General features: G+C 64.6%; 22 protein-coding genes and 1 tRNA gene. 11 read left to right on the forward strand and 12 right to left on the reverse strand.

Translation table 11 applies throughout. The features are described from left to right. Positions 1–53 precede the first annotated feature (53 nt). Positions 54–908: a RecB family exonuclease gene (locus HMPREF1136_RS08880; protein WP_034505648.1), complete on the forward strand. Its 855-nt coding sequence runs from the start codon at positions 54–56 to the stop codon at positions 906–908. A gap of 5 nt (positions 909–913) precedes the next feature. Then, on the forward strand, positions 914–1,846 hold the full coding sequence (locus tag HMPREF1136_RS08885; RefSeq protein WP_009649014.1) for an aldo/keto reductase: 933 nt from the start codon (positions 914–916) through the stop codon (positions 1,844–1,846). An 84-nt stretch (positions 1,847–1,930) separates the two neighbouring features. Here HMPREF1136_RS08885 and HMPREF1136_RS08890 read toward each other — a convergent pair whose 3' ends face one another. The 6 genes from HMPREF1136_RS08890 to HMPREF1136_RS08915 all read right to left on the reverse strand — a co-directional run bounded on the left by HMPREF1136_RS08890 (position 1,931) and on the right by HMPREF1136_RS08915 (position 5,347). After that, positions 1,931–2,221, reverse strand: coding sequence for a hypothetical protein (locus HMPREF1136_RS08890; RefSeq protein ID WP_009649043.1), 291 nt, complete (start codon positions 2,219–2,221; stop codon positions 1,931–1,933). A 33-nt stretch (positions 2,222–2,254) separates the two neighbouring features. Then, positions 2,255–3,352 carry an NAD(P)/FAD-dependent oxidoreductase gene (locus HMPREF1136_RS08895; protein WP_009649058.1) on the reverse strand — a complete coding sequence of 366 codons (1,098 nt, stop codon included), beginning with the start codon at positions 3,350–3,352 and terminating at the stop codon, positions 2,255–2,257. A gap of 71 nt (positions 3,353–3,423) precedes the next feature. Continuing rightward, positions 3,424–3,939, reverse strand: coding sequence for a nucleoside triphosphate pyrophosphohydrolase family protein (locus tag HMPREF1136_RS08900; RefSeq protein ID WP_009649020.1), 516 nt, complete (start codon positions 3,937–3,939; stop codon positions 3,424–3,426). Continuing rightward, complete coding sequence (locus HMPREF1136_RS08905) at positions 3,936–4,619, reverse strand: DsbA family oxidoreductase (RefSeq protein WP_009649008.1); 684 nt, start codon at positions 4,617–4,619, stop codon at positions 3,936–3,938. Before HMPREF1136_RS08905 ends, HMPREF1136_RS08900 begins: the two co-directional genes overlap by 4 nt. Before the next feature lie 59 nt (positions 4,620–4,678). Next, a tRNA-Leu gene (locus HMPREF1136_RS08910) sits at positions 4,679–4,765 on the reverse strand. Positions 4,766–4,843: 78 nt separating this feature from the next. After that, complete coding sequence (locus tag HMPREF1136_RS08915; protein WP_442852136.1) at positions 4,844–5,347, reverse strand: MarR family winged helix-turn-helix transcriptional regulator; 504 nt, start codon at positions 5,345–5,347, stop codon at positions 4,844–4,846. A 72-nt stretch (positions 5,348–5,419) separates the two neighbouring features. Here HMPREF1136_RS08915 and HMPREF1136_RS08920 point away from each other — a divergent pair, with 72 nt between their 5' ends. Continuing rightward, entirely contained in the window at positions 5,420–6,076 is a 657-nt protein-coding gene (locus tag HMPREF1136_RS08920) for an HAD hydrolase-like protein (protein WP_009649040.1), read from the forward strand. Between the two features lie 6 nt (positions 6,077–6,082). On the opposite strand, the gene HMPREF1136_RS08925 is transcribed toward HMPREF1136_RS08920, so the two are convergent. Next, on the reverse strand, positions 6,083–9,373 hold the full coding sequence (locus HMPREF1136_RS08925; protein ID WP_009649047.1) for an error-prone DNA polymerase: 3,291 nt from the start codon (positions 9,371–9,373) through the stop codon (positions 6,083–6,085). Positions 9,374–9,484: 111 nt separating this feature from the next. On the opposite strand from HMPREF1136_RS08925, the gene HMPREF1136_RS08930 reads away from it, so the two are divergent. Further along, positions 9,485–10,546: a zinc-dependent alcohol dehydrogenase gene (locus HMPREF1136_RS08930; protein ID WP_009649055.1), complete on the forward strand. Its 1,062-nt coding sequence runs from the start codon at positions 9,485–9,487 to the stop codon at positions 10,544–10,546. Here the strand turns inward: HMPREF1136_RS08930 and HMPREF1136_RS08935 are convergent. The 3 genes from HMPREF1136_RS08935 to HMPREF1136_RS08945 are packed head-to-tail and all read right to left on the reverse strand — an operon-like array spanning position 10,543 to position 15,818. Beyond that, positions 10,543–13,671, reverse strand: coding sequence for a DEAD/DEAH box helicase (locus HMPREF1136_RS08935; protein ID WP_009649051.1), 3,129 nt, complete (start codon positions 13,669–13,671; stop codon positions 10,543–10,545). The genes HMPREF1136_RS08930 and HMPREF1136_RS08935 overlap by 4 nt on opposite strands. A gap of 38 nt (positions 13,672–13,709) precedes the next feature. Beyond that, a complete protein-coding gene (locus HMPREF1136_RS08940; protein ID WP_009649041.1) occupies positions 13,710–15,317 on the reverse strand; it encodes a DNA polymerase Y family protein in 1,608 nt (535 codons plus the stop codon). A 9-nt stretch (positions 15,318–15,326) separates the two neighbouring features. Beyond that, positions 15,327–15,818: a hypothetical protein gene (locus tag HMPREF1136_RS08945; protein WP_009649061.1), complete on the reverse strand. Its 492-nt coding sequence runs from the start codon at positions 15,816–15,818 to the stop codon at positions 15,327–15,329. A gap of 134 nt (positions 15,819–15,952) precedes the next feature. Between HMPREF1136_RS08945 and HMPREF1136_RS08950 the strand changes: the two genes are divergently transcribed. Then, positions 15,953–16,480 (forward strand): YbhB/YbcL family Raf kinase inhibitor-like protein, encoded by a 528-nt coding sequence (locus tag HMPREF1136_RS08950; RefSeq protein ID WP_009649062.1) that lies wholly within the window; start codon positions 15,953–15,955, stop codon positions 16,478–16,480. Positions 16,481–16,484: 4 nt separating this feature from the next. Further along, positions 16,485–16,946, forward strand: coding sequence for a tRNA (cytidine(34)-2'-O)-methyltransferase (locus HMPREF1136_RS08955; RefSeq protein WP_009649011.1), 462 nt, complete (start codon positions 16,485–16,487; stop codon positions 16,944–16,946). A 98-nt stretch (positions 16,947–17,044) separates the two neighbouring features. Here HMPREF1136_RS08955 and HMPREF1136_RS08960 read toward each other — a convergent pair whose 3' ends face one another. Beyond that, positions 17,045–17,536, reverse strand: a complete 492-nt coding sequence (locus HMPREF1136_RS08960) for a hypothetical protein (protein WP_009649059.1) — start codon at positions 17,534–17,536, stop codon at positions 17,045–17,047. 212 nt (positions 17,537–17,748) lie between these two features. On the opposite strand from HMPREF1136_RS08960, the gene lpdA reads away from it, so the two are divergent. Further along, positions 17,749–19,122, forward strand: coding sequence for a dihydrolipoyl dehydrogenase (lpdA, locus tag HMPREF1136_RS08965; RefSeq protein ID WP_034505651.1), 1,374 nt, complete (start codon positions 17,749–17,751; stop codon positions 19,120–19,122). A 25-nt stretch (positions 19,123–19,147) separates the two neighbouring features. Then, positions 19,148–20,839: a 2-oxoglutarate dehydrogenase, E2 component, dihydrolipoamide succinyltransferase gene (gene sucB / locus HMPREF1136_RS08970; protein ID WP_009649045.1), complete on the forward strand. Its 1,692-nt coding sequence runs from the start codon at positions 19,148–19,150 to the stop codon at positions 20,837–20,839. A 69-nt stretch (positions 20,840–20,908) separates the two neighbouring features. Here the strand turns inward: sucB and HMPREF1136_RS08975 are convergent, their stop codons facing one another. After that, positions 20,909–22,240 (reverse strand): protein kinase domain-containing protein, encoded by a 1,332-nt coding sequence (locus HMPREF1136_RS08975; RefSeq protein WP_009649028.1) that lies wholly within the window; start codon positions 22,238–22,240, stop codon positions 20,909–20,911. A gap of 105 nt (positions 22,241–22,345) precedes the next feature. Between HMPREF1136_RS08975 and HMPREF1136_RS08980 the strand changes: the two genes are divergently transcribed. From HMPREF1136_RS08980 to HMPREF1136_RS08990, 3 genes are all read left to right on the forward strand, one after another. Beyond that, positions 22,346–23,041, forward strand: a complete 696-nt coding sequence (locus tag HMPREF1136_RS08980) for a DUF4191 domain-containing protein (RefSeq protein WP_009649053.1) — start codon at positions 22,346–22,348, stop codon at positions 23,039–23,041. 144 nt (positions 23,042–23,185) lie between these two features. Next, complete coding sequence (locus tag HMPREF1136_RS08985) at positions 23,186–24,121, forward strand: ABC transporter substrate-binding protein (protein WP_009649024.1); 936 nt, start codon at positions 23,186–23,188, stop codon at positions 24,119–24,121. A 99-nt stretch (positions 24,122–24,220) separates the two neighbouring features. Further along, a complete protein-coding gene (locus tag HMPREF1136_RS08990; RefSeq protein ID WP_009649032.1) occupies positions 24,221–25,168 on the forward strand; it encodes an ABC transporter substrate-binding protein in 948 nt (315 codons plus the stop codon). The last annotated feature ends 6 nt before the right edge of the window (positions 25,169–25,174 follow it).

Below are 25,174 nucleotides of genomic sequence, written 5' to 3' on the forward strand. Positions count from 1 at the left end.
TCCCCGCCCCTGCCAGGACACAAATGGGGGTGGTGAGGGTTAGCGTGGTGTTCATGACAGACCTGATTGCCCCCTCCCCCGGTCCTCGTACGTGGGATCCCGCGCTGTCGGCCTCGCGCGCGAAGGAATACGAGCGCTGCCCCCTCCAGTATCGTCTGCATGTCTTGGACGGTTACCGCGAACCCGAGACGCGCGCGAAGGCGCTGGGCACGGTGGTCCACGCGGTCCTCGAAGAGCTGTTCGGACTGGCCCCGCACGAGCGTACGCCTGAAGCTGCCCGCTCACGGGTCGCCCCCGCCTACGAGGCCGTCGTGGCGAAAACCCCTGCGATTGCCGATCTTTTCACCGATGAGGAGGACCTTCAGGCGTGGCTTGAGGACGCGCGCGGGGTCATTGACGGCTACTTCGCCATCGAGCAGCCGCAGTGGATCGCCCCGGCCGCGCGCGAGCAGCGCGTGACGACGACGACAGCGGGTGGCGTGCGCCTGCTCGGTTTCATCGACCGCATCGACGCAGCCCCCGATGGGCGACTGCGGGTCGTCGACTACAAGACTGGCAAGGCCCCCGGACCGCGCTACGTGGACGAAGCACTCTACCAGATGCGCTTTTACGCGCTGCTCTTGGCCCGCACGAAGAGGCTGCCGGCCCGCATGCAGCTGGTCTACCTGCGCGCGGGTCAGGTCATCACCTTTGATCCGGTCGCCGATGATATTCGCGCGTTTGAGCGTCACATCGATGACCTATGGACGCACATCGCCTCCGACATCGCCAATGATTCCTTCGCTGCGCGCAAGAATCCGCTGTGTAATTGGTGTGGTGTGCGCTCACTGTGTCCGGTGTTTGGGGGAACCACTCCCCCGATGCCGACGGAGCATGCACAGTGGTTGGCTCGGACTCGGCTAGGCTAGGGGGCATGGATTCGAAGCAATGCGGACGTAGCGGCCTATACCTGTCGTCGATCGGTTTGGGGACCCTGACGTGGGGGCGCGATACAGATGCGCCTGAGGCCCTCGAAATGCTCACGCACTTCGTCGACGCGGGCGGTTCCCTCCTCGAGTGCTCCCCCTCGCACGGCGACGGTATGGCCGTGGACGTCGTGTCCGAGGCCGTAGCGTCGGTGGGCAGGCACCGCGTGGTTCTCGCGTGGCGCGGAGGGATGCGCCGTGCGACTGAAGGCGCGTGGGTGGGCGCGGCCGGACGCGGGGATCTGCTGCGCAGCCTGGATGATGCGTTGGCGCGACTGGACACGGATTATGTGGACGTGTGGCTCGTGGAGCCGCGCCCGGAGGTGCCATTGGAGGAGACCCTGGAGGCGGCGACCCTCGCTTACCGTAGCGGGCGCGCCCGCTACGTGGGTCTGTCGCGTTCGTCTCACTGGCAACTGGCCGAGGCGGTCACTCGTGGTGTCGTGGGTGTCAGCGCGCCGATCACGCTCGTCGAATTCCCGTTCTCCCTCGTGGATGCTGCCTGCGCATCAACGGTAGCGGAACTTGCCAGCAGGGGGGTTGGCGTTCTGGCCGCGTCGGCGCTGGCAGGCGGTGCCCTGACGGGCAAGTACCGCCACACGACCCCCGCCGATTCGCGTGCTGCTTCCCCGCATCTTCGTCACATGGTTGAGCCTTACCTGTCGGGTTTCGCGAACAGTGTTATCGAAGCGACGCACCGCGCGGCTTCGGGCCTGGATCGCCGCACGGGAGACGTCGCCCTGGCGTGGGTACGCGACTACCCGGGCATCTCCTCGGCTCTCATTGGACCGCGAACAACTCGACAGCTCGACACCCTCCTGGAGTACACGGAGCCGCTGCCCGCCCCGATTCGCGAGGTACTCTCCGAGGTTGCCCAGTAGCGGCGAGCAGCTTGCAGATACGAACGAGGGGCCGAACCGTGTGGTTCGACCCCTCGCCTCATGCGCGTGCGAGACTGATTGGTCTCAGTCATCGACTTCGATGAAGTCGTCGTCCTCGTCTTCGTCCTCATCGTCGTAGTCCTCATCATCTTCGTCGTAGTCATCCTCGTCAATCTCATCGAGGATGTCGAAAGGGAGTTCCACGCCCAGCTGGGTGAAGAGGATATCGTCGTAGGTGAAGAAGGCGTCGCGCAGCGCCAGCTCGGCGGCTTCGAGCGCGGCGTCATCAGCCTCGTCTCCATCGCGTGCGATGTCGAAGTGGTTCTCGAAAGCGTTGAGCAGGCGCGTCAGTGCGCGGCGGGCATCTCCAGTCATAGGTCACAGTCTACCGTGAGGACGCACACTTTTTCAGGGCAGGTTGAGCTGCGAACGGATAACGGACACCATGAGGTCCGTGCCTTTGATTTCCGCCGTCTGATCGGCACCTAGGATGCGCGTCTGCCCGTCGGAATCCAGCAGCTGCGAGGCACCCATGTTCGGGCCCAGCGGCAGGATGACCCATTCCTTCGTGGGAACGTAGTGGGCGTCGGGTTCCTCCCCTTCGATCTGCGCGGTGATGTTGGCGATGACAACGCGGGCCTGCTGGCGCGCGGCGTCGGCGCGCTTGGACTCGCGCACGTCGGTCAGGTCGCCGACAGCGTAGACGGTGGAGTGTCCCGCCACCTGCATGGTCGGCTCGACCCGGATCGTGCCGTTGGGGTGCATGACGGACTCGTACTCGCTGCCGATCAGGAACCCGGTGTTGGCGCGTGCGCCGTAGCACTGGAACCAGAGATCGGCCTCGATGACCTCGCCATTCTTGGTTTCGACCATGAAGTGCGCGAGGTCGCCGACGTTCTGAGGGGGCAGGTAGGCCAGCTCGGAGCCGGTGACGACGCGAACGCCGAGGGTGGCCAGCTGCTCGCTGATCTCATTGCGCAGGGCGTCGGTGTAGCCGGGGGTGCCCAGGATCTGGTCCGAGGCCTCGACGATCGTGATGTCCAACCCGGGGAAGGCATTGGCGAGCTCACCAGTCAGCTCGATGCCGACGGTGCCACCGCCAACGATCATGACGGAGCGGGCACGCGAGAGGTTCTCGTGGAGTTGCTCGAGGCGCGCCTTGGCGACGGAGGAACGGTAGGAGGAGTACTTGGCCGGGAAAGGGTAGGTAGAACCCGTGGCGAAGACGACGTAGTCAGCCTCGATGGGGTCATGACCGAATACGTGAACGGTCGTTCCGTGGACGGCGGAGACGGTGCCTCGCACGACCTGGCCGCGGCTCAGGAGATTCGTGTAAGGCATGAAGATCGCGTGTTCCCACACCGTGTCAACGGCGGCGCGTAGCGCGGCCGCGTGGTGGACGAACTGGTCCTTCTGCTCAATGAGGATAACGTCCGCGAGGGGGTCAAGCCCCTTGGCGACCGTGACGCCTCCGTATCCTCCGCCGATGACTGCGACGCGTGCCATGACATTCCTCCTTTTGAATGGACCGCGTCTATTGTGTCATCTCACGCCCTCAAATGCGCGTGATAGGGACCTTAGTCCGCTTCCCCTCTGTCGGTGTGACTCTCAAGGCCCAGGCCGCGCGCAATATTGGGCTGGAAGAAGTTCGGTCCCTTTAAGACCTTGCCGTCCTCGCGGAGCTTGACGGATCCGTCGGGCATGAGCTTGGACAGGTTCGACGCCTGTACTTCGGCCAGGACCGAATCGAGGTTCATCCCCGACTCGATGGCCATGCCGTAGACGACGTAGACGAGGTCAGCCAGGGCGTCGGCGGCCTCGATAACATCGCGTTCCCCCTCGTCGGCGGCGACGGCCTCGGCGGTGGCGGCCTCGATGATCGCGCGTGCGCGCGGGCCGTAGACTGCGCCCATAAGTTCGGCGAACTCCTCGGCGATCAGGCTCATGCGCATGTTCATGCGCTCGTAGTCCAGCGTCGGATCGCTGAAAGGACGGATGGGGACGGAGTAGGTGTGGTGGAACTGCAGGACCAGCTCCATCGGGCTGGGTGCGGGTGTTGGGACGGACGAGGCCGTGGTGTCCTTCTCGCTCATGCGTGGTCCTTTCGTGCGTTATCCCAGGCAGTGGCCAGGATGTTGGAAAATGCTGTGACAGTCTGATGTCCGTCGACGAGGAATTGGGAATCCATGACGTAGGTGGGAACCGAGGCCACCCCCATGTGCATCGCCATCTGATAGTCGGAGTAGACGCGCGAGGCCCATTCCTCGTCGCCAACAGCGAGTGCGGCGAGGTCGGGCGGCATGCCAATGTCCTGCGCGCAGCCGATGAGCACCTCGGGATGGGAGATGTCCAGGCCCATTTCGAAGTGGGAACGCATAATCGCCTCGGCGACCTTGAGGTGGAGAGAGTCCGGGCCGGCGACCGTGTCGTTGTCGATGTCGGCGTCGTGGGCGGCCGCGATAACCCGGTGCGCACGGGAGGTAGGAGCGATGATGAGGGAGTCAAAGTCAAAGCGAATGCCCTCTCGAGCACCCAGCGCCCGCATGCGTTCGTCGGCCTCGTTTACCTCTTCCAGGTTGGCAGCCCCGGATTCAACCAGAGCGACGATGCGTGGCTTGTCGAGCGCTGCCTCCAGGTCGGGGTCGAGCAGGTAGGCGTGCAGGTAGACCTCCATCTCGGTGCTGTGTTCACAGCGGGACATGGCGGTGCGCAGGTGTCGTAGGCCCAGGTAGCTCCACGGGTCACACGTGTCGAGCCACATATCAATTCGCACAGCGTCTCCTCACGGTTGATATGGAAAACCCCGGGGCCTTTCGGCCCCGGGGCATTTCGTGCGCGGAGGGGGACTTGAACCCCCACCCTCGTAAAATGAGGACTAGCACCTCAAGCTAGCGCGTCTGCCTATTCCGCCACCCGCGCAGGTGATCGGTGCGAACCGTTGTGATCCGCAAGCGAGTAGAAGCTTAACACGATTACATCGACATGCGCCAATCGAAACTAGGAATCGGTTTTTTCGCCCTTCAGGCGGGAGTCCAATGTCGAGAAAACCTTTGCAATTGCTTCGATATCGGCATCCGTCATGCCGTCTAGGAGATACTCAGCCACCGTCTGCTGATGCAATTCTGTGGCAGCAAGCACAGTCTGGATTCCCTGAGTGGTCAGGCATGCGTCGTAGCCGCGGCGATCAACCTTGGAAGGGATGCGCTCGACCCAGCCGTCGCGGGAGAGGTTAGAGACCAGGTAGGTCACGCGCGACGGCGAGTAGACGACGCGATCAGCCAACTCACCCATGCGCAAGCGATGGCTGGGGGCCTCCCACAGTGCCAGGAGAATGTTGTAGTCGGGCATAGATACGCCGTAGGCGCGCTTTAGGCGTGTTTCGAGGATTCCCTGCAGGCGTCCGGACGCCTCGAAGAAGACTCGCCACGCGGCTGCACGCGCGCTATTGGCTTGAACGATCGGGGTGAGCCGTGCTCGCGATTCCACGTGTGCCTCTCTCATAGTCGTTTCGTGTGTTTCTCTCGGGATAATAGGGCATAGTGACTAAGAAAGCACCAAGAACCAGGGGATTTTATGTCGTTGACTTTTTCTGCTGTGCTGTTTGATGTTGACGGGACGATTGTTAATTCTGCGCCCGTCATCATGGGAGCATTCCGGAGCACATTGTCAGACTTTGGACTGGAGATTCCAGATGATCAGCGCCTTCGTACCTATGTTGGCCCTCCCCTGTGGTACTCGTTTGGCGACCTGGGTTATTCGGGGCAGCTGCGCGCGGATCTGGTTTCGCGTTACAGGGAACGCTACATGGACCACTATCTTGATCCTGAGCCTTTCGACGGTGTACGTGATCTGCTGTGGGATCTGCACCATGCGGGCGTTCCCCTTGCGACGGCCACATCCAAGCAGACACCGATGGCGATCGCGCAGATGGAGCATTTGGGCCTTGCGGATGCCTTCGACGTGATCGCGGGGGCGACGCCGGATCCGGGGTCATCGAAGACGACGGTCATTCACGAGGCCGTGGCTCGCTTGGGCGCGATGGGTGCGGACGTGTCGCATCCCGTCATTGTTGGCGACTCTATCTGGGACGTGCGCGGCGGCCACGAGGTTGGCATCCCCGTCATCGGTGTCGGTTGGGGGTATGCGACGGAGGATGGTCTGGATGACGCCGAGGTTGTGTGCGAGACGGTCGAGGATCTTCGCGCGCTTCTCATGCCGGCCGGCTGCTGAGGGACGTTAGCGGAAGTCGCGCGAGCGCACCTGGATGGGCAGATGCACGGGAGCGAGCCGGAAGGCTCGCACGTTGACTGCGCCGTCACCCCACTCGAGCGTGCCACGTACGAGCAGGGCACCCGACTCGAGGCCGATGCGTCGAAATTTGTTCCAGGTACCCACAGCCACCGAGACGTTAACGAATCCGGACTCGTCTTCGAGGGACAGGAAAGTGACGCCGCCGCCGGTGTGGGGGCGCTGTCGGTGCGTGACCAGCCCAGCCACGTCGACGATCCTCCCGTCAAGGTGGGCGCCGAGTTCTGCAGCGCGCAACACGCCGGGAGGCAGATCCCCTCTCAGATAAGAGAAGGGGTGTTTCCCGGGGGTGAGTCCGGTTGTCTCGATATCGGCGCACATCTGCTCGGTGTGCGTCAGAGGTGGCAAGTCGGGGACGCGGGTGCCTACTTCGGTACCCGGTAGGAAGGGCTGCCATTCCCCCCGCCGCGCAGTCGGCGCGGCCAGCGCCCCCGCGGCCCAGGTTCCCTCGCGCCTGCCCATGCCCAGGCATTCCAGTGCTCCTGCCATGGCGAGACACTCCATGTCCGATGCGCTCAGGTGGGCGCGGTTCGCCAGGTCCGCTTGGGAGGAAAAAGCTCCCGTTTCTCTCACCCTCACGATGCGCTCGGCAGCCCGCCCCAGGCCTCGTACCGACGATAATCCGATGCGCACCACCAGCTCCTCGTCCACGTCCAGGGGAATGACCTGACGCGACGGGAGTGGGTCGGGGCGGCCCTCCCGATACTCCTGCTCCCCGGGAACGCCGGGTGCACATTGCACGCCCGTGTCCAGGAAAGAGTCGTTGACCGAGGGTCCCAGGACCGTCACTCCGTGCCTGCGCGCGTCCTGGACCAGCGTCGCCGACGAGTAGAAACCCATCGGCTGGGAGGAGAGAATCGCCGCATAAAAATGCTCGGGCGCGTGAACCTTGAGCCACGCGGAGGCGTAGACGATGTGCGCGAAAGAAAAAGAGTGCGACTCGGGGAAACCGAAGTCCGCGAAGGCCTTGAGCTGATCGAAGATGCGTTCGCGCGTGAGCGTGTCGATCCCGCGTTCTTCCATGCCCGCCATGAGTTCTCCCTTGAGGGCTTCCATGCGCTCGAGGCTACGCTTGGCACCCATCGCTCGGCGCAGCTGGTCAGCGCGTGCCCCAGACAGGCCAGCGGCGTCCGTGGCAATGCGCATGAGCTGCTCCTGAAAGAGAGGCACTCCGAGGGTTTGGCGCAGCGCGGGTTCGAGGAGCGGGTGCAGGTAGGTGACCGGCTCACGTCCCGCACGCCGACGCAGATAGGGGTTGACCGCATGCCCCTGAATGGGGCCGGGGCGCACGAGTGCTACTTCGACGACGATATCGTAGAAACAGCGCGGTTTGAGGCGCGGCAGCGTATTCATCTGCGCGCGCGACTCGACCTGAAACACACCCACGGTGTCGGCGGCGCAGAGCAGGTCGTAGACACGCGGGTCTTCTTCTGGCAGGGTATGCAACCCCAGAGGCTGATCCCGGCGTCCACGCAGCGAACGTGGTGCCCACCCGCGCAAGCGTGGATTCGCCGGTCCATCCGCTCGAATGTCGTCAGCTTGTAGTTCGTCAAAGGCGACGCGCAGCGCCGTGAGCATACCGAGGGAGAGCAAGTCAAACTTGACCAGACCAGCGTCCGCGCAATCCTCCTTATCCCACTGCAACACCGTGCGTCCCTCCATGGCAGCCCATCCCACCGGACAGATACGAGAGACCGGCTGGTCGGTGAGCACCATACCGCCCGAATGGATACCCATGTGCCGGGGCAGGCGCAACAGAGCCCGGGCGGCGTCGCCAACGAGTGCTGGCACTTCCCCCTTTCCCCGCGACCACGCCTGCGCGCTGCCCGCCGGGTATCCCAGCGCCCGCGCCGCGTCACGCATCGCCGAACGTGGTCGATAGGTGATGACGTTAGCGACCTGTGCCGCGCGGTCGCGCCCGTAGAGGTCGTAGATGTGCCGGATAACCTCCTCACGCCTACAGGCCTCGATATCGATATCGATGTCGGGCGGCCCCGAGCGCGCGTCCGACAGGAAGCGCTCGAAAAGGAGGTTGTGGCGCACCGCGTCCACCGCCGTGATGCCCAGGCAAAAGCACACAGCCGAGTTTGCGGCACTGCCCCGCCCCTGACACAAGATGCCGCGCTGGCAACAAAAATCGACGATTTCCTTGACGATCAGGAAGTACCCCTCGAATCCGAGGCGCTCGATAATGCCTAGCTCGCGGTCAATCGTCTCCCAGGCCCGCGGTTCTTCCTCCCGCGGGCCGTAGCGCTCGCGGGCCCCCTCGTGAGCGAGATAGGCGAGCCAGCTGCCAGAAGAGTATCCCTCTGGGACGTGGATGCGCGGAAGCCGGGGAGCGACGAGACGCAGGTCGAAGGACGCTTCCTCCGCGACCTCGCAGGAGTGCACGAGTGCCTCGGTGTGAGCGGCATGCAGACGGGCCATCTCTGCGGGTGAACGTAGGAAGGGCCGATGTGCTCCGAGGTGAGCCACGGCCTCGTCCAATGAGGAACGCAGACGGGTCGCCGCAAGGATGTCACCGAGGGCACGCTTGGAAGGCACAGACATTCGCGCACCCGTCGTGGCGAGCAGTCGAACCCCCATCCCCTGTGCAAGCTCGGCGAGAGTGTCTCCCGCGTCGAGGCCGTCTCCGGCTGCTGCCTGCCACTCGATGAGGAGGCGATCCACCCCTCCAACCGCCTCCGCGAGCGCACCGGCCATGCGCCGCGCCCATGTGGGACCACCGGTGTATAGGGCGCGCATGAGGGGTCCGCGCCTCCCCCCGGTCATGATGAGCAGGTCAGCGCCAGCCTCGTTTACGTCCTCGAGGGTAAAACGTGGAGCGCGCTCCCCTGTCTGTGACAGCGCGCGCTCGCTCATCATGCCGACGAGGTTTTCGTAGCCGTGGGGGCTTGAGGCCAGGATGGGGAGGCGGATACCTGGCTCCTCCGCGCCGGGGGCGAGTCCCCAGCCACTCGCCTGAGCGCCTGGAACGACTGCTCGCAGCGTGCTCGGGTCCAGGGTGATCTCGGCTCCGTAGACAATCGGCAGGCCGCAGCTGCGCGCCGCCATCGTGGTCTGCACAGTCGAGTACATGCCGTCGACGTCGAGAATAGCGAGAGCATCCAAGCCCAGGCGTGAAGCCTGCGTGACCATGTCCGCAGGCTCGTCGGTGCCTTCCAGGAAGGTGAACGCACTGTGAGCGTGCAGCTCGGCGTATCGGGGTTCATTGGTCACCCACCCATCATATCGAACATATGTTCGATAATGCTGTGTTGGCCCGCATTGCCTCCGTACAACCGAATCTCCTCCGAGATCTACAAGCCCTATCCTGGTCGCATGGATTCCATGCTCGCAGCGTCGCTTCCCTCCCCCGGCTCCCTCACCCTGGTTCGCCGCCCACTGCCAATCCTGGGGCCGCGCGACGTCCTCCTGAGAGTCGAAGCCACGACTCTGTGCGGCACGGACTTGCGTATCGTCACCGGACAAAAGACGCACGGCGTCACCCCCGGCGTGATCCTCGGCCACGAGATCGCCGCGCGCGTGTGGAAGCTCGGCGTGGACCTTCGCCCCGGAATCGACGCGCCCGCACCGGGAACCCAGGTGGGCCTCGCCCCGGAAATCGCCTGCGGCCATTGCGTACCCTGCACGGCCGGACGTTCAAACGTCTGCGCGAACATGGCGCTCTTTGGAACCGGAGTGGACGGAGGACTCGCCGACGTTATCCGCGTACCCGAACGGGCGCTGGCATGCATCACCCCCAGCGCCCGCGAAATTGCGCCACCACTCCTGGCCCTGGCCGAACCCCTCTCATGCTGCCTGCGTGCCCGAACTCGCCTCCCCATCACCTCAACCTCGCGAGTCCTCATCCTGGGCACAGGCCCCATCGGCCTCATCCACTGCGCGCTCGCTGCCGCCGCGGGCGCGTCCGTCATGGCGTGCGGGCGACCCGCGCGTTTGGATCCTGCGCTCGCCCTCGGCGCGAGTACCGTGACCGCCTCACAGGGCGATGAACTCGTCGCGACGGTCCGCGAGTGGAGCGGTGGAGCTGGCGCGGACGTCGTTATCATCGCGGTGGGCGATCCCGGCCTCGTCCCCATCGCCGCCCAGTGCACCGCCATTGGCGGCTACATCTCCTGCTTCGCGGGCTTCCCCGCAGGAACGCTCGCCCAGATCGACCCGAACCTCATCCACTACCGAGAGCTCACCATCTCGGGTAGCGCGAACGCCACCCTGGAGGACTACGCGGCCGCCGTCGCCACCCTCTCAACGGGCGCGCTCGACCTGTCCCCACTCATCACCCACGAGTTCCCCCTCACCCAGGTGGACGCCGCGCTCGACGCCGTACGCTCGCGCGCCGGCCTCAAGGTCGCTGTGCGCCCCGGACGCAACAAGCCGACCGAGCGCTAGCCAAGCAGCCCCCGCAGGTCCGCGGCGCTGAGTGACGCACTGGCACCCGTCCCATTCATCACCGAGGAAATGAGCCGACGCTTACGGTCCTGCAACTCCACAACCTTCGCCTCGATCGTATCAGCGGCAACCAGACGATAGACATTCACCTTCTTCGTCTGACCAATGCGGTGCGCGCGGTCGATCGCCTGCTCCTCAGCAGCCGGATTCCACCACGGATCCATGACGAAGACATAATCCGCCTCCGTCAGGGTCAGGCCCGACCCACCCGCCTTGAGAGAAATGAGGAACACCGGTGCCTCACCCGAACGGAAGCGCTCGATAACCTCCGCCCGGTTGCGGGTCGAGCCATCCAACTGCACAACCGACACGCCACGCCGCTCCAGCACGTGCCGAATACGCGCCAGGAACGACGTGAACTGGCTGAAAATCAGCGCACGGTGGCCCAGCGGCACGATCTCGTCGAGGCGGTCCGCCACGTACTCCACCTTCGCCGACCCCACATGTGCATAGGACTCCTCCACCAGGGCCGGGTCGAGCGCGAGCTGACGTAGCCTCGTGATCGATGCCAGAACGCTCATGCGATTCGCGTCCGGATCCACCAGCAAATCGAGGATGCGGGCGCGCTCGCGGGCCAGATACTGGTCGTAGATGTGGCGATGTTCCCTGCCCAGCTCGACGCGCACGACGTCGACGATCTTGTCGGGCAGGTCGGTGGCCACCTGTTCCTTCGTGCGCCGCAGGATAAAGGGTGCAACGTAGGAGGTCAGGCGCGCGAGCATGTCGGGATCCCCGCCCTCAATGGGTCTGCGCACCTTCTGGGTGAAGGCCTCCCACGGGGGCAGCAGCCCCGGGCATGTCAAGGACAGAAGAGACCACAGGTCGCCCAGGGAATTCTCGATGGGGGTGCCGCTCACTGCCAGACGCCAGGGGGCATCCATGTCGCGCAGTGCGCGGTATATTGCCGTGCGAGGATTTTTGACCGCCTGCGCCTCGTCGATGACGACGCCGGACAGGGCGACCTCGCGCCACTGCTCGGCTTCGAGGCGCACCAACGTATAGGAGGTAACGACGATGTCGCAGGCCTCGGCCTCCTCGCGGATCGTCGTTCCTCGTCGCGCGGCAGTCTCAGCGACGCAACGCACGCGCAGGCCGGGCGTGAACGTCGCGGCCTGTTCCGCCCACACACCCACGACCGAGGTAGGAGCGACCACGAGGACCGGGCCGCTCCCCACCTCCGCCGCGCGCAGGGACGCGATCGCCGACAGGATCTGCACGGTCTTGCCCAGGCCCATGTCGTCGGCCAGGACCCCACCCAGTCCGGCGGATAGACGCGAGGTCAGCCAGGCGTGCCCGTGCCGCTGATAGGGGCGTAGAAGCGAGGCCAGGGCAGGGATGGGAGCCAGCCCATTGTCCGAGTGCTCGCCACGCAGCGCGGCGATACGCGTGCGCCACGACGCCGAGAGCGACACTGAGTCGGCCTGCTTCTCGAAAAGCTCGTAGAGGCCCACCTGCACGGGAGTGAGGCGCAGGCCCTCGCCCTCCCACCCCGCAAGGGACCGAGCCTCGTCCAGCAGAGTAGCCAGCGCGCGGATGCGCGGGCCGTCCAGACGCACCCACACACCGTGGGCCTCAACATAGTCGTCACCGCGTGCGATCGCCTCCAACGCCTCACGTACGCTCAGCAGATGGTCGCCAACGCGCACGCGCACGTTCAGATCGAACCAATCCGACTCCGTGCTCTCGACGGACACGTCCACATCCATCCCGTCTTGCGACACCTCGATGGCGCGCACATCCTGCGCGACGTCCCACACGAGGCCGTCCACGCTCTCGCGATCAACGACGGTTGAGAGGAACTCCGGCACGCGCCACGGGTCGATGCGCCCCAAACCCGGCAACGGCGTCCACAGGTCTGCTCCCACCGAGATTCCCCACCTGTTGACGCGATCCGCGAGGGTGGCCACAGCCTCGTCCCCCATGCTGTGGGCGAGCGGTGCACGCGAGCGCGAGCGCCCCTCCTCGTACTCCGCCCACCAGTGCACGACGACGGAGTTCTCGTCGCAACGCAGCGTGCCCACAACCGTGACCTGCGGTGTCGCATCGGCGTCGAAGCTCCCATCTGAAGAACTCATGACGAAACGCCGACGTAGCGCCGTCAGCCACGTCCCGCGGAATTCCGCCACATCTGCGGCTGGAACAACCAGTGGTCGATCCAGCGGGAACCCTTCCAACGCCTTCAAGCCTTCGATGCGCGCGGCGCGCATCCCCCCGTCAAGCAACAGCAACCCCGTGTCGCGGTCAATGCGCGGGTGTGCGACGACCTGATCGCCGTTGCGAGCGACAACCCGCATCTCAAGGCCCTCCTCGGAGGTCCTCACGTCAATATCCGCATCCCACGTGGCATGCGACAGTACGAAAGGTTCACGTCCGTCCACCGACGCAAAAAGCTCCACCCCCGCGCGCACCAGGCGCGCGAGCCACGCGTACGCATGCTCGCCGAGTGAACTGAGCGTCACCTCGGTGCGCGCATGCCACGAACGCGACTCACGCGAGAGCCGATACCCCTCGCGCAGCAGCGACACGTGAGTCGGATCCAAACCATCCGTCACCGACTCCCACTGCGTCGCCGTCAGGTCCAGCCACGACGCCCGTTTCGCACTCCACGCCGACGAGGCTCCCCTGCGCAGCGGGATCAACGACACCGCCACGCTCGGATCGTGCGCATCGATAACGAGTGCCAGCGGATCCCCGCCGCGCTCACGAGAGATGCCCAGCACCTGCTCGAGGACGCGACTCCACTCGGGCACGGCCCCCCTGCTCTCGAGCGCCTCGGCGCGCGCAGCGATCAGCACCGCCACGGCGTGCGGACAATCCGAACGCAAGGAACAGGCGCATGCGAGTGATGGGCGAAGCGCACCGTGGGCGATCCGTACACGATATGTCAGTCCCTTGTCTTTGACGCGGGCCTCAAGATGGTCCTCGGATTGGTCCCAGAGCAGCTCTTTCACCGCTCCATTGCGTTCCAAACGCAGGCCGTTTGCCCAGGTGGCGGGGCCGACGAGGGCCATGATGTCATCGTCCGACATCGATGCGAGGATATCGCTGAACTCGTGGGTCACCATCCTTTCAGTCTACGGCACGGCCGCTGGACTCGTCACCGTCAGTTGTCAAGGCCCTCTGCCATCCACTCACCCCCACTCCACACGAGAAGCGCTACCTGTCCATCTTCGAGCGTGGCCCGCATGTAGGCGCGGGCGCGCTCCCCCGACCACCAGCACCCGCCCACGGGCCAGGGGCCAGCGATAGCGCGGATTCTGCAACGCTGACCGGCACACAGCTGGGGCGAGTACTGCGAGCGCTCCCAAGACTCACCCGAGGGAAGAAGCCGACCCGGTAACCCCTCCCCGCCGTTCTTGGTGAGGAGGTAGGCGGGGGTCGCTGTCAATGATCCGCGTTGGTCGACGCGCACGTCGCCACCAGCTCCCGGCTCTGCGACCAGGAGCACGGGGATGGGAGTGTCGAAGAGGGTGGACGGCGGCTCGGCGACGGCCCCCTCCCAGGCACCCGCACGAGAGCGCAGCGGCTCCTGGTTGCCCCAGGGTGCCATGACGATGCGGCTACGCGGATCGTACCCGCCCTGCACGCGCGGGACCAGCAGCGCGTCCGGCCCCGCCAGTCCCTGGATCCGCACGGCGCTGCGCGACACATCTGACTTCCTGTTGCTGCGCCCCCACAGGGCCGAGGAGCCGATTCCAGGGCACGGGTCGCAGGCCGTGAGGCGAATTAAGCGGGCCTCGCCGGAGGGTCCCTGGTCGCACGCCATCCACCCTGTGAGAGTCCACCGCACGCGCAGGGCGATGTCGGCAGGCACCGACAGGTCGCACCCGCTCCACGTGCGGCTGCGCGAGCCGCCCCCGCCGTCCTCCACGTCGATACGAAGCGTGTGCGACACCAGAGCGGCACCATACAGTCGGCCAGCGAGCTCCTCGGCTGCGCGGATAACGGGGACCGTCATGGTCTGGACGCTTTCTCCCCCACCGTCGATGTCGTACTCGACCGTAATATCCGCCTGCGCGCGCTCGCTGGACGACACGGCGGCATCGCCTCCCGAGGCCAGGATCCACAGCCGCTCACCGACGTCGCCGAAGCGTTCGAGGACGGGGCCTCGTCCGAGCTGCAGCAGATCCGCGCAGCTGGTGATGCCCAGGCTCGCCAGGAGGTCGACGGTGGCAGAAGTCCGATCTCGCATCGACGGCAGCACGCATCCCAGAGCGCAGGACAGACCGATCCTTGACAGGAAGAATCGCGTGTCCTCGGCGGGCACAATTCGCCCCGCCCTGGCGGCCTCCACCGAGGCCAGCGGCCCGTCAGCAATACCGACGAAGCATTCGACACCCACAGCCTCTTCAATCGCATCAACGAGTAGGGAGGCTGCCTGTTCCTCGCCACCCGCCCAGCGCGCGGGGCCGCGCGCCCGACACCTGGCTAACCCCGGGCGCAGGCACTCGACACCGGCAGCGACCGTGTCGAAGGCATCGATGACACCGTTGAAAGCGCGGGCCTCACGGTCCGGATCACGCGGTAAGCAGATCAGCTCCGGGCACAGGTAGGTCGCCTCGCGCACACTCATACCTGCCCGCACACCGCAGCGCCGGGCGGATGCACTGGCAACCTCGATGCGCTTAGCATGAACAACCGCGCCGACACCACCCGGGGGCAGGTCGACCACGAGGCAGTTGACAGGCCAGTCAGGAATCCACAAGACCATGTAGCGCACCTAGACCACCAGCCGCATACTCCCCGCTCCTGCTGCGTCGCGCGAGAGTCCCGGCCACATGCGCAGTGTCACGAGGGTGCGCCCCAGAGAGCGGGCACGCGCCGCCAGGGTTCGTTGCTCGGTACGGGAGAGCTGGGGAAGATCCAGGCACACGACGTCGCACCCCTCCAGAAGTAGCGCGCACAGCTGCCCCGCGTTCGCCTCCTCATCAGGATTCAGGACCAGCACGCGCTCTAAGTCCATCCCCTGGCGCTGCGCCCACTCCCATCCGATATGGCGCACGCCATATACGCCAACCCATCCCTCAGAGGGGCAGACATCAATGAGGAGCCGAATCAACTGCCTCCTCTTCTGCGGACCCAGGAGCACCGGAACGAACCCACCCATCGAATACCTCTCCTCGACGTCGAGTCGACCACGCAGACCGACCGAATTTTCGGCGCGACTCAAGGCCTCGCGGGCCTTACGCAGGCGCACGCGCGCGTTGGACACCTCTCCTCCTTCCCCAACACATATAGAACATCTGTTCGATATGGGAAGTGTAGAACCCCGCTCACACACCTGCGTCCCGAGCGCACGTTCCCCATCTCATACGCAACAATGGAGAGGAGAGAAAAGGAGCACACATGAACATCGATACTCGCCCCCCAGCACCCGCCCCCTTCGAGGGAATCGATCTGCCCAGCTTCACCCTAACCTCGTCCACCCTTACCGACGGCACACCGATGCCGGAGGCGGCCACCGCGCGCGGAGGCTCGCTCTCCCCCGACCTGGCGTGGGAGGGGTTCCCGGAGGGCACGGCAAGCTTCATGCTGACCTGCTTCGACCCAGACGCCCCGATCCCCTCGGGCTGGTGGCATTGGGCGATCCTGGATATCCCCGCATCGATGACGCACCTGGACGAGGGTGCCGGCGCATCCGACCTAACCCTCGACGGTCCCGCATTCCACCTGCGCGGTGATGCGGGCGAGGCCTCCTATTTCGGTGCCGCGCCGCCCGCCGGTGACCGCCCACACCGCTACATTTTCACGGTGCACGCCCTCGACGTGGACACCCTGGGCCTCGATGACGACGCGACCCCCGCCATGGCCTCGTTCGCGGCGCTCGAGCACACGATTGCGCGCGCCACCCTGACCGTCACACACCAGGCCTGAGAACATGCTGCACATCATTTTCTGGGAGCCGGAGATCCCCGGTAACACGGGTGCGGCAATCCGCCTGTCGGCCTGCACGGGGTCCATGCTGCACCTCGTGAAGCCGCTGGGCTTCGACATGGACGATGCGAAGCTGCGCCGTGCGGGGCTGGATTACCACGACCTCGCGCACGTCATGGTGCATGAATCCCTGGACGACGCGCTCGCGCAGGTTCCGGGACGCGTGTGGGCGTTGACGGGGCATGCGAGCGCCATGTATTCGGACGTGTCCTACGCGGATGGCGACGGCCTGCTATTTGGGCGCGAATCGGTGGGCCTGTCCGAGGAGGCGATGAGCCACCCGCGCGTAGAGAAACGCATTCGCATCCACATGCGCGAGGGCGTGCGTTCACTCAACTTGGCCAATTCAGCATCGATCGTCCTGTACGAGGCGTGGCGTCAGCTGGGCTTCCCGGGCGGCGTCTAGCCGCTGGCAGACAAGAAACCGCAGACAGGAACGAGGCCCGGGTCGGATTACTCCGCCGGGCCTCGTGACGCGCGATCACCTCAGGGACGAGACTGTGGTCAGTGCCCCTTCCACGGCGAACTCGAGCGCTCAACCTGTTCGGCGAGCGACACGATCCTGCGCGGATTCGAACGCCACATCCACACGACCCCAATAAGGGAGACGAGTAACGGCAGATAGTAGAAGTCCGCGCCCATGCCGGTCCACGCCGAGCGCGCAACGTTGAGTTCGTCCAAGCCGAGGGAAGCAACCCACAGGATGATCGGCACGGCGATCGACAGACCGATGGTCACCCAGCCGACCTGTCGCATGCGCTTGCCATTGTGGGTCAGGGCCGTCGCGGCGACGAGGTAGTCGACGCCCGCCAGGAGTGCAACGATCTGCGGACCCCAAGGCTTGCCCTGCCCATGGAAGAGATCGACGATAGCCGTTACAAAAATCCAGGCCCCCAGGAGCCAAAACAACGCAATGATAATGCGCCCAAGCCCCAGGGAGGGAGGGCGCTTATCGCGAGCGTCGCCAACATCAGGAGTCGCGTCTTGTTCATGCACGCTTTGATCCTACCGATAGGTCCGTTGTGTCGCACCGCGTTCCGCATGATAACGCGAGGAATGCGATGCGTGTGGCCTGATGCACCAAGCCGCCCCACCGACCTGTGGGACAGCATCACACAAACGTGGGACAATGGGCCTATATGGACCGTGAGGCCCGTCATGAAAACAACCATCTGAGCATTAAGCTCATCAACGAGGAGTTATCTACCTTGAGCGAATCGACCTACGACATTGTCATTCTGGGGGCGGGTTCCGGCGGCTATGCGACTGCCCTGCGCGCGGCACAGCTCGGCATGACAGTCGCCCTTATCGACGGCGATAAGGTGGGCGGCACCTGTCTGCACCGCGGTTGCATCCCGACGAAGGCGTACCTGCATGCCGCCGAGACGGCTGAGGCCGTGCGCGAGTCCGCGAAGTTCGGCGTCAACTCCACCTTCAACGGTATCGAAATGGCCCAGGTCGGCAAGTACCGTGACTCGGTCATTGCTGGCCTCTACAAGGGCCTGCAGGGGCTTCTCAAGTCCCGCAAGGTTGAACTCATCTCCGGCTGGGGTCGCCTCGCTGACGCCAACACCGTCGAGGTGGGCGGCCAGCGCATCACCGGCCGCAACATCGTCCTGGCCACCGGCTCCTACTCGCGTTCGATCCCCGGCCTCGAGATCGGTGGCCGCGTGATCTCCTCCGATCAGGCGCTCCAGATGGACTGGGTTCCCTCCTCTGTCGTGATCCTCGGCGGCGGCGTCATCGGCCTCGAGTTTGCCTCCGTGTGGCGTAGCTTCGGTGCCGAGGTCACGATCATCGAAGCCCTGCCCCACCTCGCCAACAACGAGGACGAGGCCATCTCCAAGCAGCTCGAGCGCGCCTACCGCAAGCGCGGCATCAAGTTCCACACGAAGACCCGTTTTGCCTCCGCGACACAGTCCGATCAGGGCGTACACGTGACCACCGAGGACGGCAAGGCGTTCGACGCCGACGTTCTCCTGGTCGCCGTTGGCCGCGGCCCCGTCACCGAAGGCCTGGGCTACGAGCAAGTCGGCATCACGTTGGATCGCGGCTTTGTCATCACGAACGATCGTCTGCACACCGGCGTGGGCAACATCTACGCGGTTGGCGACATCGTCCCCGGCCTCCAGCTGGCCCACCGTGGCTTCATGCAGGGCATCTTCGTCGCCGAAGAGATCGCCGGCCTGAACCCGACGATGCAGGCCGACATCAACATCCCGCGCGTGACCTTCTGCGAACCTGAAATTGCCTCGGTCGGCATGACGGAGAAGCAGGCCCGCGAGAAGTACGGCGATCAGGTGCGCACGGTCGAGTACAACCTCGCCGGCAACGGAAAGTCGTCTATCCTGGCAACGTCGGGTCTCATCAAGCTGGTCTCGGTTGAGGGCGGTCCGATCGTGGGCTTCCACGGCATCGGCGCGCGCATCGGGGAGCAGATTGGTGAGGGCGAACTCATGGTGAACTGGGAGGCGTACCCCTCGGACGTCGCGTCCCTGATCCACGCGCACCCGAGCCAGAACGAGTCGCTCGGCGAGGCAGCTATGGCGCTGGCCGGCAAGCCCCTTCACGTCCACAACTGATACAGCTTTTATTAGGAGAACACACATGGCAACGTCAGTGACTATGCCCGCTCTGGGCGAGTCCGTCACCGAGGGCACCGTTACGACGTGGCTCAAGCAGGTCGGCGATACCGTCGAACTCGACGAGCCCATCGTTGAGGTGTCCACCGACAAGGTTGACTCCGAGGTTCCTTCCCCCGTCGCCGGCGTCCTCCTCGAGATCCTGGTTCCCGAGGATGAGACCGTCGAGGTCGGCACCGAGATCGCGCGCATTGGCGACGCGTCCGAGGCCTCGGCCCCCGCTGCTGCTCCTGCCGCCGCCCCGGCAGCTCCCGCTCCGGCGGCTCCCGTGGCAGCTGCTCCGGCTACTCCTGCCACCGCGCCCGCTCAGGGCACCGAGGTACGCATGCCCGCTCTGGGCGAGTCCGTCACCGAGGGCACCGTCACCACGTGGCTGAAGGCCGTGGGCGACGCCATCGATGCCGACGAGCCGCTGCTTGAGGTCTCCACCGACAAGGTGGATTCCGAGGTCCCTGCTCCCGTCGCAGGTTTCCTCGCGGAGATCCGCGTGCCCGAGGACGAGACCGTCGAGGTCGGCACGGTCGTCGCGATTATCTCCGAGACTGCTCCATCAGCGGCCCCTGCAGCCCCTGCCGTTGCCGCCGCGCCTGTCGCTCCGGCTGCTCCTGCCGCCCCGGCCGCTCCGGCTGCTCCGGCTGCGCCTGCCGCCCCCGTCGATCCGTTCCCGAACGCGTCGACTCTGGCTGCCGCCGCAACTGGCGCTCCCGTCGTTGCGACGCCGGCCACCGCAACCGGCAGCGTCTACGTGACACCGATCGTGCGTAAGCTTGCCCGCGACCTCGGCGTTGACCTGGCCACTGTGTCGGGCACCGGCGTCGGTGGCCGCGTGCGCCGCGAGGATGTTGAGGCCGCCGCCGCAGCCGCTCGTGCCGCTGCTGCCACGCCTGCTCCGGCTCCGGCTCCCGCCGCAAAGGTCGAAGTTGTCCGCGAGCCCTCGCCGCTGCGTGGCACGACCGAGAAGATGTCGCGTCTGCGTCAGACGATCGCCCGCCGCATGGTGGAGTCGCTGCAGACCGCCGCCCAGCTGACCACTGTCATTGAGGTCGACGTCACCAAGGTTGCTGCGCTTCGCGCTCGCTCGAAGGACGCGTTCCTGGCCAAGCACGGCACGAAGCTCACCTTCCTGCCCTTCTTTGTGAAGGCCGCGACGGAGGCTCTGGCCTACCACCCGAAGATCAACGCGACCATCAACGACAAGGAGGTCACGTACTTCGATTACGAGCACGTGGGCATCGCTGTTGACACGCCGCGTGGCCTGCTCGTGCCCGTCATCAAGAATGCGGGCGAGAAGGACATCCCGGGTATCGCAGCGTCTATCAATGACCTGGCGGCGCGCACGCGCGACTCCAAGATCGGTCCCGACGAGCTGTCTGGCTCTACCTTCACGGTCACGAACACCGGTTCCGGCGGTGCCCTTTTCGACACGCCCGTCCTGAACATGCCCGAGACCGCGATCATGGGTGTCGGCACGATCGTCAAGCGTCCCGTCGTGATGAAGGGTATCGACGGCGCAGACGTCATCGCGATCCGCTCGATGGTCTACCTGTCGCTGTCCTACGATCACCGCTTGGTTGACGGCGCAGATGCTTCTCGCTTCCTCATGGATGTGAAGAAGCGCCTCGAAGCCGGCGAGTTTGAGGCCGACCTGGCTCTCTAATCCGCCTGTCAATGTGCTGATGGGGTGGGTCCGCGGACCCACCCCATCAGCACATGCACCACAATGCGTCTACTTGCCCGACTGCGTGGCATCCTCAGTCGACGCGTGTGTGAGCGTCGCGGAGACGACCTTGCCCGAGATCGGATCAACACGCACGTCCAGGTAGGTGGAATACGGCGCACCATACAGGTTGCAGCCACTGGCCGTGCACGTTTCGGCTTCCGATACGAGCAGGGTCACGCGCGCGTCTACAGCATCGGGTTCGCATGAGACGATGGCGACGTTCTGGACGCTTGACGACAGGGCGCGCACCTGCACGCCGCCTGCGCGCATATCCTCGATGCGCTGAGCGTCTTCCGTGAGCAGTTCACCGCCGAGTACGGCATCAAGCGTTGACGCATCCCCGTCTTTCATCGCTTGGTCGCGCGCCTGGATCGCTGAATTGATGAGGTCGGCGGCAGCCGTGGGATCGCAGAGTCCGACTGGCGTGTCTTCGGTCGGCGTCGTGGCAGGTGGCACCTGCGAAGGCTGCGACATTCGCGCGGATGTCCAAGCCCCGTACACGGCAACCGTCGCTCCCAAGGCAACAATGACGGAGCACGTGACGATCAACGCGGCCAATCCTTTACGGTGAGGAGACCGAGAGCTGTCCGAGGATGCAGCGCCGCGCCGCATGTGCGACGCGCGCACCTCGTCCTCGGTGAGTGTGTCCTCACGCAGGGCTGCCGCTCGTAGGTCGGCAATCACTCGTTCAGGGTCGATGGGTTCGCGCGCAATCACGTGCTCTACCGGGTCACAGACAAGCGGCGTTGCTCCCGATCCGACGGTCGCAGCCAGCTCGTCGAAGCCCAACTCAGCCAGGACCTCGTCCATCTGAAGGAGCGACGCGATGCGGCGCAGGCACTGCCGATCCCCCTCCATACCCGATGTCTCGAGGCTCCACCCGGGAGTTCCCGCTCCAGGCCCGATCTCATCGATCATGTCGATAATGACCGCTCGTCCTTGTGGCGTCACGATGATGTTCGCGGGCGTCAGGTCTCCATGCACGATACCTGCGCCGTGCAGGGCGCTCATGCCGGCGGCGATCCCTTCGACAATCTGACGTCGCGTAGCCTTCGGACGTAGGTCGGCTGATCCAATCTCAACATCGAGTGGACGTCCGGGAACGAAGTCCTGAACGATGGCCCACCGCCCATCATCTGAGCGCACGACGTCACGCAGGGCAACGACGTGCCGGGAGGAAACAGACGCCCACGCCTTCCACCGGTCGAGCAAACGCTCCCCATCGTCGGAGGAGCGCAGGGCAAGAAGCGCTTCACCGTCACTCGAACGCGTCCTCCACAGGGGGCCGCGCGCGCCGACGTGGAACACCTGACCGATCTCGTATCCGCCTATATTCATGGTGATATTGTCTAAATTCGCAGAATGTGATGCAACTCATCTCACATAGTGCCAGGTCGGACGCGTGGACTTTCTCAGGGTGTATGCACGTAGAATGGAGATGCTATGAGTGAAAAGAATCCCCCCGCGAAGAGGCGCTTCTATCAGAACATCCTCGACGCATACCGACTGACCGCACGCACATATCCGGCACTCCCGTGGATGCTCCTGGGAACCGCCGCACTCGTCATCGCCGCGTTCATGCTGTTGGCGTTCCTGACGAACACCTCCTGGATTGGCTGGCTCATTGTCGGCATCATGGGGTCCATCACCGCGGCACTTGCCCTTCTCAGCTTCCTGGCACGCCGCGCGCTGTACGCACAGGTCGAGGAAACCACCGGTGCCGTCAAGGTTGCACTCTCGCAGATTCAGCGCGGCTGGATTATCCCCGAGCAGCCCGTCGCTTTCACGCGCGAACAGGATCTTGTGTGGCGCATCGTCGGTCGCCCCGGCGTCGTTCTCATCTCTGAGGGTCCGGCCTCTCGTGTGCGCCCGCTGCTGTCCGCAGAGTCCAAGCGCATCACCAAGATCATGCGTAACGTTCCCGTCCACCAGATCCAGGTTGGCCGCGACGAGGGGCAGATTCCCCTCAAGGACCTGCAGAGCGCGCTGCGTAAGCTAAAGAATGTCCTCACGCCCGAGGAGGTCCCCCAGGTGTCAGCGCGCATCAATGCACTACGTTCGGGCGAGCCGCCGATCCCTAAAGGCATCGATCCGCTGAGGGTCCGCGGCACGTCGAGGCGCGGACTGCGCGGCAACTGAGTCACACAGTCAAGTGGGCGAGCACTATGTGCTCGCCCACTTTTGCATCCAGGATGTGAGACCCGATGGACATGCATAGTATGCGTCTGTTTGCATAAACAGTATCACTGACCGCCAGCAATACAGATACCAAGGAACATAACCATGCACACAACGAAGATTCTCGCAGCCCTAACCATGGCGACGACGGCGGTCGCTCTCACCGCCTGCGCCGACCCGATGACAAACTCGACAAGCGGCGCGCAGAGCAACGTCGCTGCCTCATCGAACACCACGGCCTACGATTTCTCCCAGATCCCCACCGACGCCGACATCGCCGCGCTGGTTCCGGAGGATGTCAAGAAACGGGGAACACTGCGCAACGGCGCTTCGACGGGTTACGCTCCGGCCGAGTACATGGCCACCGACGGACAAACCCCCGTCGGCTACGACATCGACATCAACAAGGCACTGGCCAAGGTGATGGGCCTCAAGGAGGGCAGCACGCATCACGCCGAATTCCCCACGATTATCCCCGCCCTTGGCACGAAGTTCGATGTCGGCCTCTCCTCCTTCACGATCACCTCGGAGCGAGAGCAACAGGTCAACATGGTCTCCTACCTGAATGTGGGATCCGCATGGGGCGTCGCGACCGGCAACCCGAAGAACTTCGACACCTCCAACCCCTGCGGCACGACCGTCGCCGTTCAAACAGGCACCGCACAGGAAACCTATGCGGAAGAGCTGTCGAAGCAGTGCGAAGCTGACGGAAAGGAGAAGATCACCGTCATGCCACACGAGCTGCAGACCGATATTGCCACGAAGATCATCAGCGGCCAGTACGACGCCACCCTGGCCGATTCGACCGTGATTGGCTACACCGCTGCAGGTTCAGATGGCAAGATCGAACAACTCGGAGAGACGTTTGAATCCGCCCCCCAGGGGATCGCCATCAACAAGGATGACGCAGAGCTGACCGAGGCAGTCCAGAAGGCTATGCAGTACCTCATGGATAATGGCTACCTGAAGGATATCCTGGCTCACTACGGCGCAGACAGCGCGGCACTTACCACCGCCCAGCTCAATCCATCGGTCGGCTGACGACGTGACACTCAACGCATAATATGCATTGTTATGCATATAGGTGCATAATGATAGCAACAGCGGGCACACGGCCCCCATCCCATCGGAAGGCACATCATGACCATCACGAAGGCACACGCTCTCATCGCACTCGCGGCCGCAGCAGTACTGCCCCTGGCCGCCTGCGCGGACCCGACCTCGTCCTCCAATGGATCGAACGCCGGCGCGAGCGCGGCCGGCACGAGCGCGGCCACGACCTCGTACGACGTCTCCCAAATCCCCACGAACGAAGAGATCGCCGCCCTGGTCCCCGCTGAGGTCAAGGCACGAGGCATCCTGCGCAATGGCGCCTCGGCCGACTACGCGCCGGCAGAGTTCCTGGCCGACGATCTGCAGACCGCGCAGGGCTACGACGTGGATATCAACAAGGCGCTCGCTAAGGTGATGGGTCTGAACGACGGCACCACAAACCACGCGGAGTTCCCCACGATTATTCCCGCGCTGGGCACCAAGTTCGACGTGGGTATTTCCTCCTTTACGATCACTTCCGAGCGTGAAGCACAGACCAACATGATTTCCTACGTCGAGGTCGGTTCCGCCTTCGGTGTCGCCGCGGGCAACCCCAAGAACTTCGACCCGACCAACCCGTGCGGAACCACCATCGGCGTCCAGACCGGAACCGCGCAGGAAGACTACGCAACCGAACTGTCGGCACAGTGCGTGGCCGACGGCTTGGACAAGATCACGATCATGCCGCACGACCAGCAGACCGACATCACACCCAAGGTCACCGGAGGGCAGTACGATGCGACCTTCGCTGACTCCACGGTCATCGGCTACACCGTCACTCTCTCAGGCGGCCAGATGGAGCAGGTAGGCGAGGTCGTCGAGTCCGCTCCCCAGGGCATCGCCGTCAACAAGAACGACGCCCAGCTGACCGAGGCGGTCCAGAAGGCCATGCAGTACCTGATGGACAACGGCTATCTGAAGGACATCCTGGGCCATTACGGCGCGCAGGACGCCGCTCTGACGACGGCTGATCTCAACCCGGCTACCACCGAATGAGGTTTG

This window comes from Actinomyces sp. ICM47, from assembly GCF_000278725.1.
Classification (GTDB): domain Bacteria; phylum Actinomycetota; class Actinomycetes; order Actinomycetales; family Actinomycetaceae; genus Pauljensenia.

Bases quoted from the DNA above. Each gene is read 5' to 3' on its own strand.
- HMPREF1136_RS08895 (WP_009649058.1), bottom strand. From the start codon at position 3,352: ATGGCACGCGTCGCAGTCATCGGCGGAGGATACGGAGGCGTCACGGTC.
- HMPREF1136_RS08885 (WP_009649014.1), top strand. From the start codon at position 914: ATGGATTCGAAGCAATGCGGACGTAGCGGCCTATACCTGTCGTCGATC.
- HMPREF1136_RS08935 (WP_009649051.1), bottom strand. From the start codon at position 13,671: ATGGTGACCCACGAGTTCAGCGATATCCTCGCATCGATGTCGGACGAT.
- HMPREF1136_RS08980 (WP_009649053.1), top strand. From the start codon at position 22,346: ATGAGTGAAAAGAATCCCCCCGCGAAGAGGCGCTTCTATCAGAACATC.
- HMPREF1136_RS08940 (WP_009649041.1), bottom strand. From the start codon at position 15,317: ATGGTCTTGTGGATTCCTGACTGGCCTGTCAACTGCCTCGTGGTCGAC.
- HMPREF1136_RS08990 (WP_009649032.1), top strand. From the start codon at position 24,221: ATGACCATCACGAAGGCACACGCTCTCATCGCACTCGCGGCCGCAGCA.
- HMPREF1136_RS08890 (WP_009649043.1), bottom strand. From the start codon at position 2,221: ATGACTGGAGATGCCCGCCGCGCACTGACGCGCCTGCTCAACGCTTTC.
- HMPREF1136_RS08955 (WP_009649011.1), top strand. From the start codon at position 16,485: ATGCTGCACATCATTTTCTGGGAGCCGGAGATCCCCGGTAACACGGGT.
- HMPREF1136_RS08900 (WP_009649020.1), bottom strand. From the start codon at position 3,939: ATGAGCGAGAAGGACACCACGGCCTCGTCCGTCCCAACACCCGCACCC.
- HMPREF1136_RS08975 (WP_009649028.1), bottom strand. From the start codon at position 22,240: ATGAATATAGGCGGATACGAGATCGGTCAGGTGTTCCACGTCGGCGCG.
- sucB (WP_009649045.1), top strand. From the start codon at position 19,148: ATGGCAACGTCAGTGACTATGCCCGCTCTGGGCGAGTCCGTCACCGAG.
- HMPREF1136_RS08950 (WP_009649062.1), top strand. From the start codon at position 15,953: ATGAACATCGATACTCGCCCCCCAGCACCCGCCCCCTTCGAGGGAATC.
- HMPREF1136_RS08930 (WP_009649055.1), top strand. From the start codon at position 9,485: ATGCTCGCAGCGTCGCTTCCCTCCCCCGGCTCCCTCACCCTGGTTCGC.
- HMPREF1136_RS08880 (WP_034505648.1), top strand. From the start codon at position 54: ATGACAGACCTGATTGCCCCCTCCCCCGGTCCTCGTACGTGGGATCCC.
- HMPREF1136_RS08985 (WP_009649024.1), top strand. From the start codon at position 23,186: ATGCACACAACGAAGATTCTCGCAGCCCTAACCATGGCGACGACGGCG.
- HMPREF1136_RS08915 (WP_442852136.1), bottom strand. From the start codon at position 5,347: ATGAGAGAGGCACACGTGGAATCGCGAGCACGGCTCACCCCGATCGTT.
- HMPREF1136_RS08920 (WP_009649040.1), top strand. From the start codon at position 5,420: ATGTCGTTGACTTTTTCTGCTGTGCTGTTTGATGTTGACGGGACGATT.